The sequence below is a fragment of the Pseudomonas sp. Bc-h genome (assembly GCF_002080045.1).
In the GTDB taxonomy this organism is placed as follows: domain Bacteria; phylum Pseudomonadota; class Gammaproteobacteria; order Pseudomonadales; family Pseudomonadaceae; genus Aquipseudomonas.
The window spans coordinates 64,534-80,888 of the sequence record NZ_MUIN01000005.1 but is presented as its reverse complement, the minus strand read 5'-3'; the positions used below and the strand labels follow the sequence as shown (position 1 = coordinate 80,888).

General features: G+C 61.2%; 14 protein-coding genes. All 14 read left to right on the top strand.

Features of this window, described 5'->3' with window-relative positions; all coding sequences use genetic code 11:
• The 14 genes from rsmH to ftsZ all read left to right on the top strand — a co-directional run bounded on the left by rsmH (position 1) and on the right by ftsZ (position 16,324).
• Entirely contained in the window at positions 1-942 is a 942-nt protein-coding gene (gene rsmH / locus BWR59_RS09150) for a 16S rRNA (cytosine(1402)-N(4))-methyltransferase RsmH (protein ID WP_143490808.1), read from the top strand.
• Positions 939-1,232: a cell division protein FtsL gene (gene ftsL, locus BWR59_RS09145; protein WP_081565326.1), complete on the top strand. Its 294-nt coding sequence runs from the start codon at positions 939-941 to the stop codon at positions 1,230-1,232. Before rsmH ends, ftsL begins: the two co-directional genes overlap by 4 nt.
• Positions 1,229-2,977: a penicillin-binding protein 2 gene (locus BWR59_RS09140; RefSeq protein ID WP_081565325.1), complete on the top strand. Its 1,749-nt coding sequence runs from the start codon at positions 1,229-1,231 to the stop codon at positions 2,975-2,977. The genes ftsL and BWR59_RS09140 overlap by 4 nt, the downstream gene beginning before the upstream one ends.
• Positions 2,977-4,440 (top strand): UDP-N-acetylmuramoyl-L-alanyl-D-glutamate--2,6-diaminopimelate ligase, encoded by a 1,464-nt coding sequence (locus tag BWR59_RS09135; RefSeq protein ID WP_081565324.1) that lies wholly within the window; start codon positions 2,977-2,979, stop codon positions 4,438-4,440. The genes BWR59_RS09140 and BWR59_RS09135 overlap by 1 nt, the downstream gene beginning before the upstream one ends.
• Positions 4,433-5,803, top strand: coding sequence for a UDP-N-acetylmuramoyl-tripeptide--D-alanyl-D-alanine ligase (murF, locus tag BWR59_RS09130; protein ID WP_081565323.1), 1,371 nt, complete (start codon positions 4,433-4,435; stop codon positions 5,801-5,803). Before BWR59_RS09135 ends, murF begins: the two co-directional genes overlap by 8 nt.
• Positions 5,803-6,885: a phospho-N-acetylmuramoyl-pentapeptide-transferase gene (mraY, locus tag BWR59_RS09125; protein WP_081565322.1), complete on the top strand. Its 1,083-nt coding sequence runs from the start codon at positions 5,803-5,805 to the stop codon at positions 6,883-6,885. The genes murF and mraY overlap by 1 nt, the downstream gene beginning before the upstream one ends.
• A 6-nt stretch (positions 6,886-6,891) precedes the next feature.
• Positions 6,892-8,238 (top strand): UDP-N-acetylmuramoyl-L-alanine--D-glutamate ligase, encoded by a 1,347-nt coding sequence (gene murD / locus BWR59_RS09120; RefSeq protein WP_081565321.1) that lies wholly within the window; start codon positions 6,892-6,894, stop codon positions 8,236-8,238.
• Positions 8,238-9,452: a putative lipid II flippase FtsW gene (ftsW, locus tag BWR59_RS09115; RefSeq protein ID WP_168184473.1), complete on the top strand. Its 1,215-nt coding sequence runs from the start codon at positions 8,238-8,240 to the stop codon at positions 9,450-9,452. Before murD ends, ftsW begins: the two co-directional genes overlap by 1 nt.
• On the top strand, positions 9,439-10,512 hold the full coding sequence (gene murG, locus BWR59_RS09110; RefSeq protein WP_081565319.1) for an undecaprenyldiphospho-muramoylpentapeptide beta-N-acetylglucosaminyltransferase: 1,074 nt from the start codon (positions 9,439-9,441) through the stop codon (positions 10,510-10,512). Before ftsW ends, murG begins: the two co-directional genes overlap by 14 nt.
• Entirely contained in the window at positions 10,505-11,965 is a 1,461-nt protein-coding gene (gene murC, locus BWR59_RS09105) for a UDP-N-acetylmuramate--L-alanine ligase (protein ID WP_081565318.1), read from the top strand. The genes murG and murC overlap by 8 nt, the downstream gene beginning before the upstream one ends.
• Positions 11,962-12,921, top strand: coding sequence for a D-alanine--D-alanine ligase (locus tag BWR59_RS09100; protein WP_081565317.1), 960 nt, complete (start codon positions 11,962-11,964; stop codon positions 12,919-12,921). Before murC ends, BWR59_RS09100 begins: the two co-directional genes overlap by 4 nt.
• Positions 12,922-12,924: 3 nt before the next feature.
• A complete protein-coding gene (locus tag BWR59_RS09095) occupies positions 12,925-13,794 on the top strand; it encodes a cell division protein FtsQ/DivIB (protein ID WP_081565316.1) in 870 nt (289 codons plus the stop codon).
• A 15-nt stretch (positions 13,795-13,809) separates the two neighbouring features.
• Positions 13,810-15,069 (top strand): cell division protein FtsA, encoded by a 1,260-nt coding sequence (gene ftsA, locus BWR59_RS09090; RefSeq protein ID WP_081565315.1) that lies wholly within the window; start codon positions 13,810-13,812, stop codon positions 15,067-15,069.
• Positions 15,070-15,130: 61 nt separating this feature from the next.
• Positions 15,131-16,324: a cell division protein FtsZ gene (ftsZ, locus tag BWR59_RS09085; RefSeq protein WP_081565314.1), complete on the top strand. Its 1,194-nt coding sequence runs from the start codon at positions 15,131-15,133 to the stop codon at positions 16,322-16,324.
• Positions 16,325-16,355: the final 31 nt, after the last annotated feature.

The window sequence follows — 16,355 nt, the reverse complement described above, 5'->3', positions numbered from 1 at the left end:
ATGAATAGCGGCTTTACCCACATCACCGTACTGCTCGAAGAAGCCGTCGAGGCTCTCGCGGTGCGCGCCGATGGCTGCTATCTGGATGGCACGTTCGGGCGGGGCGGGCACAGCCGGCTTATCTTGCAGACTCTCGGGCCTGATGGAAGGCTCATCGGGTTCGACAAGGATCCTCAAGCGATTGCCACAGGGCAAGCGCTGGCGGCCGAAGACGGCCGCTTTGTCATTGTGCAGCGCAGCTTTGCCGAGTTGGGCTCTGAGGCTCTGGAGCGCGGCATTGCTGGAAAGGTCAGCGGGATTCTGCTGGATCTCGGTGTTTCCTCGCCGCAGCTCGACGACCCTGAGCGTGGCTTCAGTTTCATGAACGACGGTCCGCTGGACATGCGGATGGACCCTTCTCGCGGCGTCAGCGCCGCGGAGTTCGTCAACAGCGCACCGGCCGAAGAAATCGCCCGCGTATTCAAGGAATATGGCGAAGAACGTTTCGCCAGGCGCATGGCCGGTGCCGTAGTTTCCCGTCGCGAAACCCAGCCGTTCGAGCGTACCGCCGATCTGGCTGAAGTCCTGAAAGTCGCCAACCCTGCGTGGGAAAAGGGCAAGAACCCGGCTACCCGTGCTTTCCAGGGTCTGCGCATTCACGTCAACAACGAGCTGGGCGATCTGGAAGCCGGTCTTGAGGCTGCGCTTGAAACGCTGGAAGTGGGCGGTCGTCTGGCGGTCATCAGCTTTCATTCGCTGGAAGATCGCATCGTCAAACTGTTCATGCGCAAATTGGTCAAGGGTGAGGCAGACAACATGCCGCGCAACCTGCCGATTCGCCATCAGGCTTTCGAGCCGCGCATCAAGCTGATCGGCAAGGCACAGTTCGCTTGCGACGAAGAAACCCGTGCCAACCCTCGTTCGCGCAGTGCGGTGATGCGTGTTGCGGAGAAACTCCGGTGAGCCGCGGTTTCTTCAAACCCCTGCCAGGCGGCAGCTTCTTCATGATGCTGCTGTTCATTGCCGTCCTCGTGTCGGCAATCGCCGTTTCCTACAGCGCGCACTGGAACCGTCAGCTGCTCAACTCGCTTTATGCCGAGCTCAGCGTTCGTGACAAGGCGCAGGCCGAGTGGGGGCGCCTTATTCTTGAGCAAAGCACCTGGACCGCGCACAGCCGTATCGAGGCCCTGGCCACCGATCAGTTGAAAATGCGCATCCCGAACGCCGCCGATATCCGGATGGTGTCGCCATGATGAAACTCGAAGGGGCACTTTACCCTTGGCGGTTCCGCGTGGTGGTCGGCCTGTTGTCGGTGATGGTACTGGCGATCTCCTATCGCATCGTCGACCTGCAGGTCATCGATCATCGTTTTCTCATCGAGCAGGGCGACGCGCGTAGCCTTCGTACCGTCTCCATTCCCGCACACCGTGGTCTGATCACCGACCGTAACGGCGAGCCGCTGGCTGTCAGTACGCCGGTCACCACTATCTGGGCGAACCCGTCCGAGATGCAGGCCGACAAAAGCAAGTGGGGTCTGTTGGCGCAAGTGTTGGGGCAAGACCCGAAAGCCCTGGCTGATCGCCTGAACGAACAGGCCAGCAAAGAGTTCATCTATCTGGTTCGAGGTCTGACCCCGGAGCAGGGCCAGTCAGTGCTTGATCTCAAAGTGCCTGGCGTGTACGGCAAGGAAGAATTCCGCCGCTTCTATCCAGCGGGCGACGTCACGGCTCACATGGTCGGCTTTACCGATCTCGACGATCACGGTCGCGAAGGTGTCGAACTGGCATACGACGACTGGCTTGCCGGGGTGCCCGGAAAACGGCAAGTGATCAAGGATCGGCGCGGCAGGTTGATCAAAGACCTGCAAGTGAAGAAAAACGCCAAGGCCGGGAAGACCTTGGCTTTGTCTATTGATCTGCGCCTGCAATATCTGGCCACTCGTGAGCTGCGCAACGCGATTCAGGAAAACGACGCCAAGGCCGGCAGCCTGGTGATCATGGACGTGAAGACCGGCGAAGTGCTGGCGATGGTCAATCAGCCGACCTACAACCCCAACAACCGCCGCACCATGGTCCCGGCCGCGATGCGTAACCGCGCGATCATCGACGTGTTCGAGCCGGGTTCGACCATGAAGCCTATCTCCATGACCGCCGCGCTGGACAGCGGGCGCTGGAAGCCGAGCGACAAGGTCGAGGTGTATCCGGGCACGCTGCAGATCGGCAAATACACCATTCGCGACGTGACCAAGACCGAAGGCCCGATCCTCGACCTGACCGGCATTCTGATCAACTCCAGTAACGTCGGCATGAGCAAGGTGGCGTTCGACGTCGGCGGTGAGGCGATCTTCCGCGCCATGCAGCGCGTCGGGCTGGGTCAATACACCGGTCTGGGCTTCCCGGGTGAGCGCGTGGGGAATTTGCCGAACTACCGCGAGTGGCGCAAGGCGGAAACTGCGACCTTATCTTACGGCTACGGCCTGTCGGTGACGGCGCTGCAACTGGTTCACGCCTATTCCGCGCTGGCCAACAACGGCAAGATCGTTCCGTTGACCATCCTGAAGACGGACAAGCCGTCCGAGTCGACACAGGCGATTCCTGAAGCCACCGCCAAAACGCTGCAAGGCATGCTGCAACAGGTGATCGAAGACCCGCGCGGCGTTTATCGCGCCCGCGTTCCGTCGTATCACGTGGCCGGCAAGTCAGGTACTGCACGTAAGACGTCGGTGGGCACCAAGGGCTACGCCGAAAACTCCTATCGTTCGCTGTTCGCCGGTTTCGGTCCGATGAGCAACCCGCGTTACGCGATCGTGGTCGTTATCGACGAACCGAGCAAAGGCGGTTACTTCGGTGGTCTGGTTTCTGCGCCGGTGTTCAGCAAGGTGATGTCGGGCACGCTGCGTCTGATGAACGTTCGCCCGGACAACCTCGCCCCTGTTCCACCTGAACAGCAGGCCAATGCTGCGCCGGCCGCCGTTCCAGTCAAGGGAGGACGTGGCTGATGTCCTTTAACTTGAGCAAGATTTTCGCCCAGAGCGATCGTGACCTGTTGATCCGTGAATTGACTCTGGACAGCCGCAAGGTGCGTCCGGGCGATCTGTTCCTGGCAATTGCGGGACTGAAAGTCGACGGGCGTGACCACATTAGCGATGCCATCGCTCACGGCGCTGCTGCCGTGGCCTATGAAGTCGAAGGCGCCAAGGTGCTGCCGATCACCGATATTCCGATGATCCCGGTCAAGGGCCTGGCCGCGCAGCTGTCGGACATTGCAGGGCGTTTCTACGGTGATCCGAGCCGCAGCATGAACCTGGTTGGCGTGACCGGCACCAACGGCAAGACCAGCGTCACCCAACTGATCGCCCAAGCGCTGGATAAACTGGGCCAGCATTGCGGCTTGATCGGTACCTTGGGCACTGGTTTTTACAGTGACTTGAAAAGCGGCATCCACACCACGCCCGATCCTATTTCTGTGCAGTCGACGATCTACGACCTGAAAAAGGCCGGCGCCAAGGCCATCGCCATAGAAGTGTCGTCCCATGGTTTGGATCAGGGCCGTGTCACTGCGCTGGCGTTTGACGTCGCTGTGATGACCAACCTGTCCCGTGATCATCTGGATTATCACGGCACCATGGAGGCCTATGCCGCCGCGAAGGCCAAGTTGTTCGCCTGGAATGATCTGCGTTGCCGGGTGATCAATCTGGACGACGATTTCGGCCGCCAACTGGCTGCCCAGTCGCATGACTCGCGCCTGATCACCTACAGCCAGGACGACAGCAACGCTTATCTGTTCTGCCGCGATGCACATTTCGATGACGATGGCGTGCGTGCCACCCTGGTTACCCCTCAGGGCGATCACGTCTTGCGCAGCAGCCTGTTGGGTCGTTTCAACCTGAGCAACGTGCTGGCGGCTGTCGGCGCATTGATCGGTCTCGATTATCCGCTGGACGACATTCTCAAAGTCCTGCCAAGCCTTGAGGGCCCGGTCGGCCGCATGCAGCGTCTGGGGGGCGGTTCCCGTCCGCTGGTGGTGGTCGATTACGCCCACACCCCGGATGCACTGGAAAAAGTACTCGCCGCGCTGCGCCCCCATGCCAAAGGTCAACTGACCTGCCTGTTCGGTTGCGGCGGCGATCGTGATCGCGGCAAACGGCCGTTGATGGCCGAAGTGGTGGAGCGCCTGGCGGACAAGGTGCTGGTCACCGACGACAACCCGAGAACCGAAGACCCCGCGCGCATTTTCGACGACATCCGCGCCGGTTTCAGCGCTGTGGATATGGTCGAGTTCGTCGCCGGTCGCGGCCAGGCCATTGCGCAGATTATCGCCCAGGCCCAGGCGGCGGACGTGATCGTGCTGGCGGGAAAAGGGCACGAGGATTACCAGGAAATCGATGGCCAGCGTCATCCGTTTTCCGATCTTGAAGAAGCTGCCAAGGCACTGGACGCATGGGAGGCTGCACATGCTTAAGCCACTTTCGTTCAGCGAACTGTTGCTGCCGCTCGATGGGCGTCGTGTCGGCGAAGACGCACGCTTTAACGGTGTCAGTATCGACAGCCGGGCAATCAATCCGGGTCAGTTGTTCGTGGCGCTCACCGGCCCACGTTTCGACGGCCACGATTATCTCGATCAGGTCGCTGCCAAAGGTGCGGTCGGCGCATTGGTCGAGCGCGAAATTCCTGGCAGCGCATTGCCGCAGTTGATCGTCGGCGACACCCGCAAGGCGCTGGCGCAGCTGGGCGCGATGAACCGCAATGCCTTTATAGACAAGCCTGTGGCCGCGATTACCGGTTCCAGCGGCAAGACCACGGTCAAGGAAATGCTTGCGAGCATCCTGCGCACCCGTGGTTCGGTGCTCGCGACTCGCGGCAACCTGAATAACGAGCTGGGCGTTCCACTGACATTGTTGGAGCTGGCCCCTGAATTCGACGCCGCGGTGATCGAGCTGGGCGCTTCTCGGGTGGGCGAGATCGCCTTCACCGTCAGCCTGACCAAGCCGCATGTCGTGGTGCTGACCAACGCCGGCACGGCACACGTGGGCGAGTTCGGTGGCCCCGAGAAAATCGTCGAAGCCAAGGGCGAAATCATCGAAGGTCTCGATGCCCGCGGCGTCGCGGTTCTGAATCGCGACGACAAGGCGTTCGACATCTGGGTTGCCCGCACAGCCGGTCGCAAGGTTCTGAGTTTTTCCCGGAACAGTGATCAGGCCGATTTCTACGCGACCGATCTGGGCATCGACGCCCGCGGCTGCCCGACCTTCACTTTGAACGGTCCGAGCGGTTCGGCGCAGGTGCAATTGAACCTGCTGGGTGCGCACAACGTGGCTAATGCGTTGGCTGCCGCTGCCGCAGGTCACGCGTTGGGCGTCTCGCTGCCGGGTCTGGTTGCCGGGCTCGACAGCGTGCAGCCGGTTAAGGGCCGTACCGTTGCGCAACTGGCGACCAACGGCATGCGCGTCATCGACGACACCTATAACGCCAACCCGACGTCTGTGGCTGCAGCCACCGATATTCTCGCCGGATTCGCTGGCCGCACCGTACTGGTACTGGGCGATATCGGCGAGTTGGGCGACTGGGCCGAGCAGGGCCATCGCGACGTCGGCGCCTATGCCGCCGGCAAGGTCGACGCGCTGTATGCCGTTGGTCCACTGATGGCCCATGCGGTCAAAGCTTTCGGGCAGGATGCGCGCCATTTTGCCAATCAGGCTGACCTGATCGAGGCGCTCGGCGCCGAGCAAGATAAAAACACCACCATTTTGATCAAAGGATCTCGCAGTGCCGCGATGGAAAACGTCGTGGCGGCTCTCTGCGGTTCCAGCCTGGAGAAACATTAATGCTGCTGCTGCTGGCCGAGTATCTGCAACAGTTCTACAAAGGCTTCGCGGTCTTCCAGTACCTGACCCTGCGCGGGATCCTTGGCGTGCTCACCGCACTGTCGCTCTCGCTGTGCCTCGGTCCATGGATGATCCGTGCCCTGCAGAACAAGCAGATCGGTCAATCCGTCCGTAACGACGGTCCTCAATCCCATTTGTCCAAGTCCGGCACCCCGACCATGGGTGGCGCACTGATTCTGTCGGCCATCGGCGTCAGCACATTGTTGTGGGCTGATCTGAGCAATCGCTATGTGTGGGTCGTGCTGATCGTCACGCTGCTGTTCGGTGGTATCGGCTGGGTCGACGACTACCGCAAGGTCATCGAGAAGAACTCGAAAGGTCTGCCAAGCCGCTGGAAATACTTCTGGCAGTCTGTGTTCGGGCTGGGCGCTGCGATCTTCCTTTATATGACTGCGCAATCTCCGGTGGAAACCACGCTGCTGATCCCGATGCTCAAGGATTTCAGCATTCCGCTGGGCGTCGGTTTCGTGATCCTGACCTACTTCGTCATCGTCGGCTCCAGCAACGCGGTCAACCTGACTGACGGCCTGGACGGCCTGGCCATCCTGCCAACCGTCATGGTTGGCGGAGCGCTGGGCATCTTCTGCTACCTGTCCGGTAACGTGAAGTTCGCCGAATACCTGTTGATCCCTTATGTCCCGGGTGCGGGCGAGTTGATCGTATTCTGCGGCGCGCTGATCGGTGCCGGTCTTGGCTTCCTCTGGTTCAACACTTACCCGGCTCAGGTCTTCATGGGTGACGTCGGCGCACTGGCGCTGGGCGCGGCGCTCGGCACCATCGCGGTGATCGTTCGTCAGGAAATCGTTCTGTTCATCATGGGCGGCGTGTTCGTGATGGAAACCCTGTCAGTCGTCATTCAGGTCGCATCCTTTAAATTGACCGGCCGCCGTGTTTTCCGCATGGCGCCGATTCACCACCATTTCGAACTCAAGGGCTGGCCCGAGCCGCGTGTGATCGTCCGTTTCTGGATCATCACCGTGATTCTCGTGTTGATCGGCCTTGCCACGTTGAAACTGAGGTAGAACAGAGTGTCACTGATCGCTTCCTCTCATTTCCGCATCGTTGTCGGTCTCGGCAAAAGCGGCATGTCCCTGGTTCGCTTCCTGGCGAACCGGGGCGTGGCCTTTGCTGTGGCCGATACGCGGGAGACTCCGCCGGAGCTTGAGACCTTGCGTCGTGACTATCCGCAGGTGGAAGTACGGTGTGGTGAGTTGGACGTCGAGTTCCTCTGCCGCGCCGACGAACTGTACGTCAGCCCCGGTCTTGCGTTGGCCACGCCTGCCTTGCAGCAGGCGGCGGCCCGCGGCGTGAAATTGTCCGGCGACATCGAACTGTTCGCGCGCAACGCGAAGGCGCCGATCGTTGCCATCAGCGGTTCGAACGCGAAAAGCACTGTGACCACACTGGTCGGCGAAATGGCTGCAGCGGCCGGCAAGCGTGTTGCAGTTGGCGGCAACCTGGGCACGCCCGCGCTGGACCTGCTCAGTGACGACGTCGAGCTTTACGTGATGGAACTCTCGAGCTTCCAGCTGGAAACAACCGATCAGCTGGGTGCTGAAGTGGCCACCGTGCTCAACGTCAGCGAAGACCACATGGACCGCTACAGCGGGTTGCCGGCTTATCACCTTGCCAAGCACCGGATCTTCCGTGGTGCCCGTCAAGTGGTGGTGAACCGTCAGGATGCGCTGTCGCGACCATTGATCGGCGAAGGGGTGCCTTGCTGGACCTTTGGTCTGAACAGACCTGACATCAATGGCTTCGGTCTGCGAGAAGAGAACGGCGAAAAGTACCTCGCGTTCCAGTTCGAAAATCTGCTGCCGGTGCGTGAGCTGAAAATCCGTGGCGCGCACAACCAGGCAAACGCCCTGGCGGCCCTGGCTCTGGGCCATGCCGTCGGCCTGCCATTCGACGCAATGCTGTCCAGCCTGCGCACTTTCGCCGGGCTCGTGCATCGCTGCCAGTGGGTTCGCGAGCGCGCCGCAGTCAGCTACTACGACGACTCCAAGGCCACCAACGTCGGTGCAGCGCTGGCTGCCATCGAAGGGCTGGGGGCTGATATCGCTGGCAAGCTGGTGCTGATCGCCGGTGGCGATGGCAAGGGTGCGGACTTCTCCGCACTCAAAGCCCCTGTCGCTGAACATTGCCGCGCAGTCGTCCTGCTGGGCCGCGATGCTGAACTGCTCGCTCAGACCTTCGGCGGTTCGGTGCCTCTGATACGCGTCAAAACATTGGAAGAAGCTGTGCAACGTGCTGCCGAATTGGCTCAGGAAGGGGATGCCGTGTTGCTGTCCCCAGCCTGTGCAAGCCTGGATATGTTCAAGAATTTCGAAGAGCGCGGACGTCTGTTCGCCCAGGCCGTGGGGGACTTGTCATGATCTTTGGCGTGATCAAGCCTTATCCATCGCCGATCATCAGCGGTCGTGGCGTGGACGTCGATTTCCCGATGCTCGCCGGTTGCCTGGCACTGCTGGGGCTGGGGCTGGTGATGATCACTTCCGCATCATCGGAAGTGGCCGCTGTGCAGTCGGGCAATGCGCTGTACATGATGACCCGTCACCTGATCTATCTGGTGCTGGGTCTTGGCGCCTGCATCGCCACCATGATGGTGCCGGTAGCGACCTGGCAACGTCTGGGCTGGCTGATGCTGCTCGGCGCGTTCGGCTTGCTGATTCTGGTGATCGTGCCCGGGATCGGGCGCGAGGTGAACGGTTCGATGCGCTGGATCGGCTTCGGCATGTTCAACGTACAGCCCTCGGAAATCGCCAAGGTGTTCGTGGTGATCTTTCTGGCCGGTTACCTGATCCGTCGTCAACAGGAAGTCCGCGAAAGCTGGATGGGCTTCTTCAAGCCGTTCATCGTGTTGCTGCCGATGGCGGGTCTGCTGCTCATGGAGCCGGACTTCGGTGCCACCGTCGTGATGATGGGTGCCGCTGCCGCGATGCTGTTCCTGGGGGGCGTCGGCCTGTTCCGTTTCGCCCTGATGGTCGCGCTGGCGGTGGCTGCGGTTTTCGTCCTGGTTCAGGCACAGCCTTACCGGATGGCGCGTCTGATCACCTTTACCGACCCATGGTCCGATCAGTTCGGCTCGGGCTACCAGTTGACGCAGGCCCTGATCGCCTTCGGTCGCGGCGAGTGGTTCGGCGTCGGCCTGGGCAATAGCGTGCAGAAGCAGTTCTACCTGCCGGAAGCGCACACCGACTTCGTGTTCTCGGTATTGGCCGAGGAGCTGGGCGTCGTGGGTTCGCTGGCCACCGTCGCGTTGTTCGTCTTCGTCAGTATTCGTGCGATGTACATCGGCATGTGGGCCGAGCGCGCCAAGCAGTTTTTTGCGGCTTACACCGCGTACGGTCTGGCATTCCTGTGGATTGGCCAATTCCTGATCAATATCGGCGTGAACGTCGGTCTGCTGCCGACCAAAGGTCTGACCCTGCCATTCCTCAGCTATGGCGGCAGCTCGCTGATCATCTGCTGCGCGAGTCTGGGCCTGTTGCTGCGCATCGAGTGGGAATCGCGCAACAACATGGGCAGTGAAGAGGCCGAGTTCAGCGAAAGCGATTTTGCCGAGGAGCCCAACCATGGCCGTCGGTAACGTATTGATCATGGCTGGCGGCACCGGCGGACACGTGTTCCCGGCGCTCGCCTGTGCTCGTGAGTTCCAGGCACGCGGCTACACCGTGCACTGGCTGGGTACACCGCGCGGCATCGAAAACGAACTGGTGCCGGCGGCGGGTCTGCAGTTGCATTTGATCAACGTCACCGGTCTGCGTGGCAAGGGGCGTCTGTCGCTGCTCAAGGCGCCGTTCATGTTGTTCAAGGCATTGCTTCAGGCACGCAAAGTGGTGCGTGAGCTCAAGCCGGTTTGCGTGGTGGGATTTGGCGGTTACGTGACTGGGCCTGGTGGTCTGGCCGCGAAGCTTGCGGGCGTGCCGTTGATCATTCACGAACAGAACGCCGTGGCTGGCACGGCCAACCGCAGTCTGGCGTCGTTCGCGGCTCGCGTTTGCGAAGCCTTTCCGCAGACCTTCGCCGCGTCGGCCAAGCGTCGTACCACCGGTAACCCGGTGCGCGCCGAGCTGTTCTTCGAAACGCCGCGTCAGGCACTGGCCGGACGCAAGCCACGGTTGCTGGTGCTGGGTGGAAGCCTGGGCGCCGAGCCGCTGAACAAGTTGTTGCCGGAGGCGCTTGCGCAAGTGCCGGCCGAGCTGCGGCCTGAGGTGTTCCATCAGGCTGGCAAGAATCACGATGAAGTCACCACCGAGCGTTACCGCGCTGCGGGTGTCGAGGCGCAGGTCGCCCCCTTTATCAAAGACATGGCCCAAGCCTACGGCTGGGCGGATCTGGTGGTCTGTCGCGCAGGCGCGCTGACCATCAGTGAGCTGGCGGCCGCTGGTCTGCCGTCGTTGCTGGTGCCGCTGCCCCATGCGATCGACGACCACCAGTCGCGCAACGCCGAATATCTGGCACGTGAAGGCGCCGCCTTCGTGATGCCGCAAGCGACAACTGGCGCCGCCGAGATGGCTGCGCGCCTGAAAGAGGTTTTGATGCAACCCGAACAATTGAAACGCATGGCCACCACGGCTCGCCAACTGGCCAAGCCGGACGCCACCAACACCGTCGTCGATGTCTGCCTGGAGGTGGTCCATGGTTGAGAATCAACGCGCGATGCCACAGCCGGAAATGCGCCGTATCCGTCGCATTCACTTCGTCGGGATCGGCGGTGTGGGCATGTGCGGCATCGCTGAAGTGTTGCTGAACCTGGGCTATGAAGTATCCGGTTCCGACCTCAAGGCTTCGCCGGTGACCGAGCGTCTCGAATCGTTCGGCGCTCACATTTTCATCGGCCACCGCGCGGAAAACGCATCGGCGGCTGACGTGCTGGTCGTGTCCAGCGCCGTCAACACCTCCAACCCGGAAGTGGCGACCGCGCTTGAACGCCGCATCCCTGTGGTGCCTCGCGCTGAAATGCTGGCTGAACTGATGCGCTATCGCCACGGTATCGCAGTCGCCGGTACCCATGGCAAAACCACCACCACCAGCCTCATCGCTTCGGTGTTCGCAGCCGGTGGCCTTGATCCGACTTTCGTCATCGGTGGCCGTTTGAACGCTGCCGGTACCAACGCGCAGCTCGGCACCAGCCGTTACCTGATCGCCGAAGCTGACGAGAGTGACGCCAGCTTCCTGCATCTGCAGCCGCTGGTTGCGGTCGTCACTAACATCGACGCCGATCATATGGCGACCTACGAAGGCGACTTCAACAAGCTGAAGAAGACCTTCGTTGAGTTCCTGCACAACCTGCCGTTCTACGGTCTGGCCGTGGTGTGCACCGACGATCCGGTGGTGCGCGACATTCTGCCGTCGGTCAAGCGTCCGGTCATGACCTATGGCTTCAACGAAAACGCCGACGTGCGCGCCATCAATGTGCGCCAGGAAGGCATGCTCACGCATTTCACCGTGCTACGTCGCGACCGCGAGCCGCTGGACGTGTCGGTGAACATGCCGGGCAATCACAACGTGCTCAACTCGCTGGCGACCATCGCCATCGCGACTGACGAGGGCATCACTGACGACGCCATCGTGCAGGGGCTTTCTGGTTTCCAGGGCGTCGGTCGTCGCTTCCAGGTTTACGGCGAGCTGCCGGTCGAAGGCGGCAGCGTCATGCTGGTCGACGACTACGGCCACCATCCACGCGAAGTCGCTGCGGTGATCAACGCCGTGCGCGGCGGCTGGCCGGATCGTCGTCTGGTCATGGTTTACCAGCCGCACCGTTACAGCCGTACCCGCGATCTGTACGACGACTTCGTGCAGGTGCTCAACGACGCCAATGTCCTGCTGCTGATGGAAGTCTATCCGGCAGGCGAGGAGCCGATTCCGGGCGCCGACAGCCGTCAGTTGGCGCACAGCATTCGTCAGCGCGGACAGCTGGACCCGATTTACATCGAGCGCGGCGTCGAGCTCGCCCCGCTGGTCAAGCCGCTGCTGCGCGCGGGCGACATCCTGCTGTGTCAGGGCGCTGGCGACATCGGCGGTCTTGCGCCGCAACTGCTCAAGAGCCCGTTGTTCACGGGCGCAATCGTGGCCTCAACCGAAGGTAAGCTGAAATGACAGCCGCCGCGCCAGTCTCCCTGCTCTCGACCCTGAAGCCTGAAAGCTTCGGTCGCGTGGCCGTGCTCTTCGGTGGCAAGAGCGCGGAGCGGGAGGTTTCCCTGAAATCCGGCAGCGCAGTGCTTGAAGCACTGCAGAGCGCGGGCGTCAATGCGTTCGGTATCGACGTGGGTGACGATTTCCTGCAACGACTGGTCAGTGAAAAGATCGACCGTGCGTTCATCGTGTTGCACGGTCGTGGTGGCGAAGACGGCACCATGCAGGGCCTGCTGGAGTGCCTGGAAATCCCGTACACCGGCAGCGGCGTACTGGCTTCGGCGCTGGCGATGGACAAGCTGAGGACCAAACAGGTCTGGCAGAGTCTGGGCCTGCCAACGCCTCGTCACGCGGTACTGGCGAGCGCGGCGGATTGTATTTCGGCGGCGACGGAACTGGGCTTTCCTTTGATCGTCAAACCCGCACATGAAGGTTCCAGTATCGGTATGGCCAAGGTGACCGGCGTCGACGAATTGATCGCCGCATGGAGTGCCGCCAGTACCTACGATTCGCAAGTGTTGGTCGAACAATGGATTCAAGGTCCGGAGTTCACCGTCGCCTCTCTGCGCGGGCAGGTTTTGCCGCCCATCGGCCTGGGTACCCCCCACAGCTTTTACGACTACGACGCCAAGTACCTGGCTTCCGATACCCAGTACCGGATTCCTTGCGGCCTCGATGCAGACAAAGAACAGGAATTGAAGGCGCTCACCGCGCGGGCTTGCGACGCCGTCGGCATTGCCGGCTGGGCACGCACCGACGTGATGCAGGACGCCGATGGCAAGTTCTGGCTGCTGGAAGTCAACACCGTGCCCGGTATGACCGATCACAGTCTGGTACCCATGGCCGCGAAAGCGGCGGGGCTCGATTTCAAACAGTTGGTGTTGGCGATTCTGGCCGACAGTGTCCAGGTGCGAGGGTAAATCATGCACGGCGCGACGCTACGTCATCAGCAATCCTCTCCCAGCCGCAAGCCGGTGCCGCGTGGCGCCAGTCGGATGGTCGCCAGAGAACCCCTGTCTTCGCGCATTCCGAAGCCGAACTTCGGTTTCCTGCGCAGCCTGATGTGGCCGGTGTTGCTTGTGGTCCTGGGTTTTGGCACCTACGAGGCTGCCCAGCGCCTGTTGCCGTACGCCGACCGGCCGATCTCGCGGATCAACGTGCAGGGTGATCTGAGCTACATCAGCCAACAGGCGGTTCAGCAGCGCATCGCGCCGTATGTGGCGACCAGCTTCTTCAACGTCGACCTGGCCAGCATGCGCACCGAGCTCGAAACGATGCCGTGGATCGCCCACGCCGAGGTCCGCCGGGTATGGCCGGATCAGGTGGTGATTCGCCTTGAAGAACAATTACCGGTTGCGCGCTGGGGCGATGAAGCCCTGCTGAACAACCAGGGTCAGGCTTTCACCCCGCGTGAACTGGCCAACTACGAACACCTTCCGCAGTTGTTCGGGCCTCAACGGGCTCAACAGCAGGTGATGCAGCAGTACCAGGTCTTGAGTCAGATGTTGCGCCCGCTGGGTTTCTCCATCGCTCGGCTGGAGTTGCGTGAGCGAGGCAGCTGGTTCCTCACCACCGGCGCAAACAACGCAGGCCCAGGCCTGGAGTTGCTGCTGGGACGAGACCATCTGGTAGAGAAGATGCGCCGCTTTATCGCCATCTACGAAAAAACGCTGAAAGAACAGATCACGAACATTGCGCGAGTCGACCTGCGTTACAACAACGGCCTTGCCGTCGGTTGGCGTGAACAGGCGTCAGCGCCAACGACGGACAAACCCGCCGTCGCGAAGAATTGATAAGAGGCAGGACCCATGGCAAACGTGCAAAGCGGCAAAATGATCGTCGGATTGGATATCGGCACCTCCAAGGTGGTGGCGCTGGTAGGCGAAGTCGCGGCTGATGGCACGCTGGAAATCGTCGGTATCGGCACCCACCCTTCACGCGGCCTGAAGAAGGGCGTGGTGGTGAATATCGAGTCGACCGTGCAGTCGATTCAGCGCGCGGTGGAGGAGGCGCAGCTGATGGCTGGTTGCCGCATCCACTCGGCGTTCGTCGGTGTCGCCGGCAATCACATTCGCAGCCTGAACTCCCACGGTATCGTGGCGATTCGTGACCGCGAAGTGAGCTCCGCGGACCTTGAGCGCGTACTCGACGCCGCCCAGGCCGTGGCGATTCCGGCTGACCAGCGCGTGCTGCATACCCTGCCGCAGGATTACGTGATCGATAACCAGGAAGGCGTTCGTGAGCCGCTGGGTATGTCGGGCGTGCGTCTGGAAGCCAAGGTTCACGTCGTGACCTGCGCGGTCAACGCAGCGCAGAACATCGAGAAGTGCGTGCGTCGCTGCGGTCTGGAAGTCGACGACATCATTCTCGAGCAACTGGCCTCGGCGTACTCGGTCCTGACCGACGACGAAAAAGAGCTGGGCGTGTGCCTGGTGGACATCGGCGGCGGTACCACCGATATCGCGATCTTCACCGAAGGCGCGATTCGCCACACGGCGGTGATCCCGATTGCCGGCGACCAAGTCACCAACGACATCGCCATGGCTCTGCGTACTCCGACCCAGTACGCCGAAGAAATCAAGATCCGTTACGCCTGCGCCCTGGCCAAACTGGCCGGTGCCGGTGAAACCATCAAGGTGCCGAGCGTGGGCGACCGTCCACCGCGTGAACTGTCCCGTCAGGCACTTGCCGAAGTAGTCGAGCCACGCTATGACGAACTGTTCACCCTGATTCAGGCCGAACTGCGTCGCAGCGGCTACGAAGACCTGATCCCGGCCGGCATCGTGCTGACCGGTGGTACCTCGAAAATGGAAGGCGCGGTTGAACTGGCGGAAGAAATCTTCCACATGCCGGTTCGCCTGGGCGTTCCGCACAGTGTCAAGGGTCTGTCGGATGTCGTCCGCAACCCGATCTACTCCACCGGTGTGGGCTTGCTGCTGTACGGACTGCAAAAGCAGTCCGACGGCATCTCGCTGTCGGGCTTGTCCGGCCCCGGTAGCAGTTATAGCGATGAACCTAAGGCCCCCGTGTTTGAGCGCCTCAAACGCTGGGTCCAGGGGAATTTCTAAGATTCAAAAGTGGTAGGCGGCAGTAGGCGATAAAAAACTAGAGAAGTGAAGGAGAGGGAACATGTTCGAGCTCGTAGACAACATCCCACAAAGCCCGGTAATCAAAGTTATCGGTGTCGGTGGCGGCGGCGGCAATGCTGTCAATCACATGGTCAAGAGCAACATCGAAGGCGTTGAGTTCATCTGCGCCAACACCGATGCTCAAGCACTGAAAAACATTGGTGCGCGTACCATTCTGCAACTGGGTACCGGTGTCACCAAGGGCCTGGGTGCAGGTGCGAACCCTGAAGTAGGTCGTCAGGCCGCACTGGAAGATCGTGAGCGCATTGCGGAAGTTCTGCAGGGCACCAACATGGTCTTCATCACCACCGGCATGGGTGGCGGTACCGGTACCGGTGCTGCGCCGATCATCGCCGAAGTGGCGAAGGAAATGGGCATTCTGACCGTTGCGGTGGTCACCCGTCCGTTCCCGTTCGAAGGTCGCAAGCGCATGCAGATCGCCGATGAAGGCATCCGCGCGCTGTCCGAAAGCGTCGACTCGTTGATCACCATTCCCAACGAGAAGCTGCTGACCATCCTGGGCAAGGACGCCAGCCTGCTGTCGGCTTTCGCCAAGGCTGACGATGTACTGGCCGGTGCCGTTCGCGGTATCTCCGACATCATCAAGCGTCCAGGCATGATCAACGTCGACTTCGCTGACGTTCGCACCGTGATGTCCGAAATGGGCATGGCGATGATGGGTACTGGCGCTGCAAGCGGTCCTAACCGTGCGCGTGAAGCGACCGAGGCTGCGATTCGCAACCCACTGCTCGAAGACGTCAACCTGCAGGGTGCCCGCGGCATTCTGGTCAACATCACTGCCGGTCCTGACCTGTCTTTGGGTGAGTACTCGGACGTGGGTAGCATCATCGAAGCGTTCGCCTCCGAGCACGCAATGGTCAAGGTCGGTACCGTTATCGATCCGGACATGCGCGACGAGCTGCACGTAACCGTGGTTGCCACCGGCCTTGGCGCCAAAATCGAGAAGCCTGTGAAGGTCATCGACAACACCATGCAGACCGCTCAAGCCGCACCTGTGCAGCAGCAGCAGGCAGTCCGTCAGGAACAGCCTTCGGTGAACTACCGCGATCTGGACCGTCCTACCGTGATGCGCAATCAGGCACACGCAGGCGCGACAGCAGCGGCCAAGATGAATCCGCATGACGATCTGGATTACCTGGATATTCCAGCTTTCCTGCGTCGTCAGGCTGATTGATGAGTTCTATCAGGGGTATAAGGGTGATTGG

Bases quoted from the DNA above. Each gene is read 5' to 3' on its own strand.
- rsmH (WP_143490808.1), top strand. From the start codon at position 1: ATGAATAGCGGCTTTACCCACATCACCGTACTGCTCGAAGAAGCCGTC.
- BWR59_RS09140 (WP_081565325.1), top strand. From the start codon at position 1,229: ATGATGAAACTCGAAGGGGCACTTTACCCTTGGCGGTTCCGCGTGGTG.
- BWR59_RS09135 (WP_081565324.1), top strand. From the start codon at position 2,977: ATGTCCTTTAACTTGAGCAAGATTTTCGCCCAGAGCGATCGTGACCTG.
- murF (WP_081565323.1), top strand. From the start codon at position 4,433: ATGCTTAAGCCACTTTCGTTCAGCGAACTGTTGCTGCCGCTCGATGGG.
- mraY (WP_081565322.1), top strand. From the start codon at position 5,803: ATGCTGCTGCTGCTGGCCGAGTATCTGCAACAGTTCTACAAAGGCTTC.
- murG (WP_081565319.1), top strand. From the start codon at position 9,439: ATGGCCGTCGGTAACGTATTGATCATGGCTGGCGGCACCGGCGGACAC.
- murC (WP_081565318.1), top strand. From the start codon at position 10,505: ATGGTTGAGAATCAACGCGCGATGCCACAGCCGGAAATGCGCCGTATC.
- BWR59_RS09100 (WP_081565317.1), top strand. From the start codon at position 11,962: ATGACAGCCGCCGCGCCAGTCTCCCTGCTCTCGACCCTGAAGCCTGAA.
- BWR59_RS09095 (WP_081565316.1), top strand. From the start codon at position 12,925: ATGCACGGCGCGACGCTACGTCATCAGCAATCCTCTCCCAGCCGCAAG.
- ftsA (WP_081565315.1), top strand. From the start codon at position 13,810: ATGGCAAACGTGCAAAGCGGCAAAATGATCGTCGGATTGGATATCGGC.
- ftsZ (WP_081565314.1), top strand. From the start codon at position 15,131: ATGTTCGAGCTCGTAGACAACATCCCACAAAGCCCGGTAATCAAAGTT.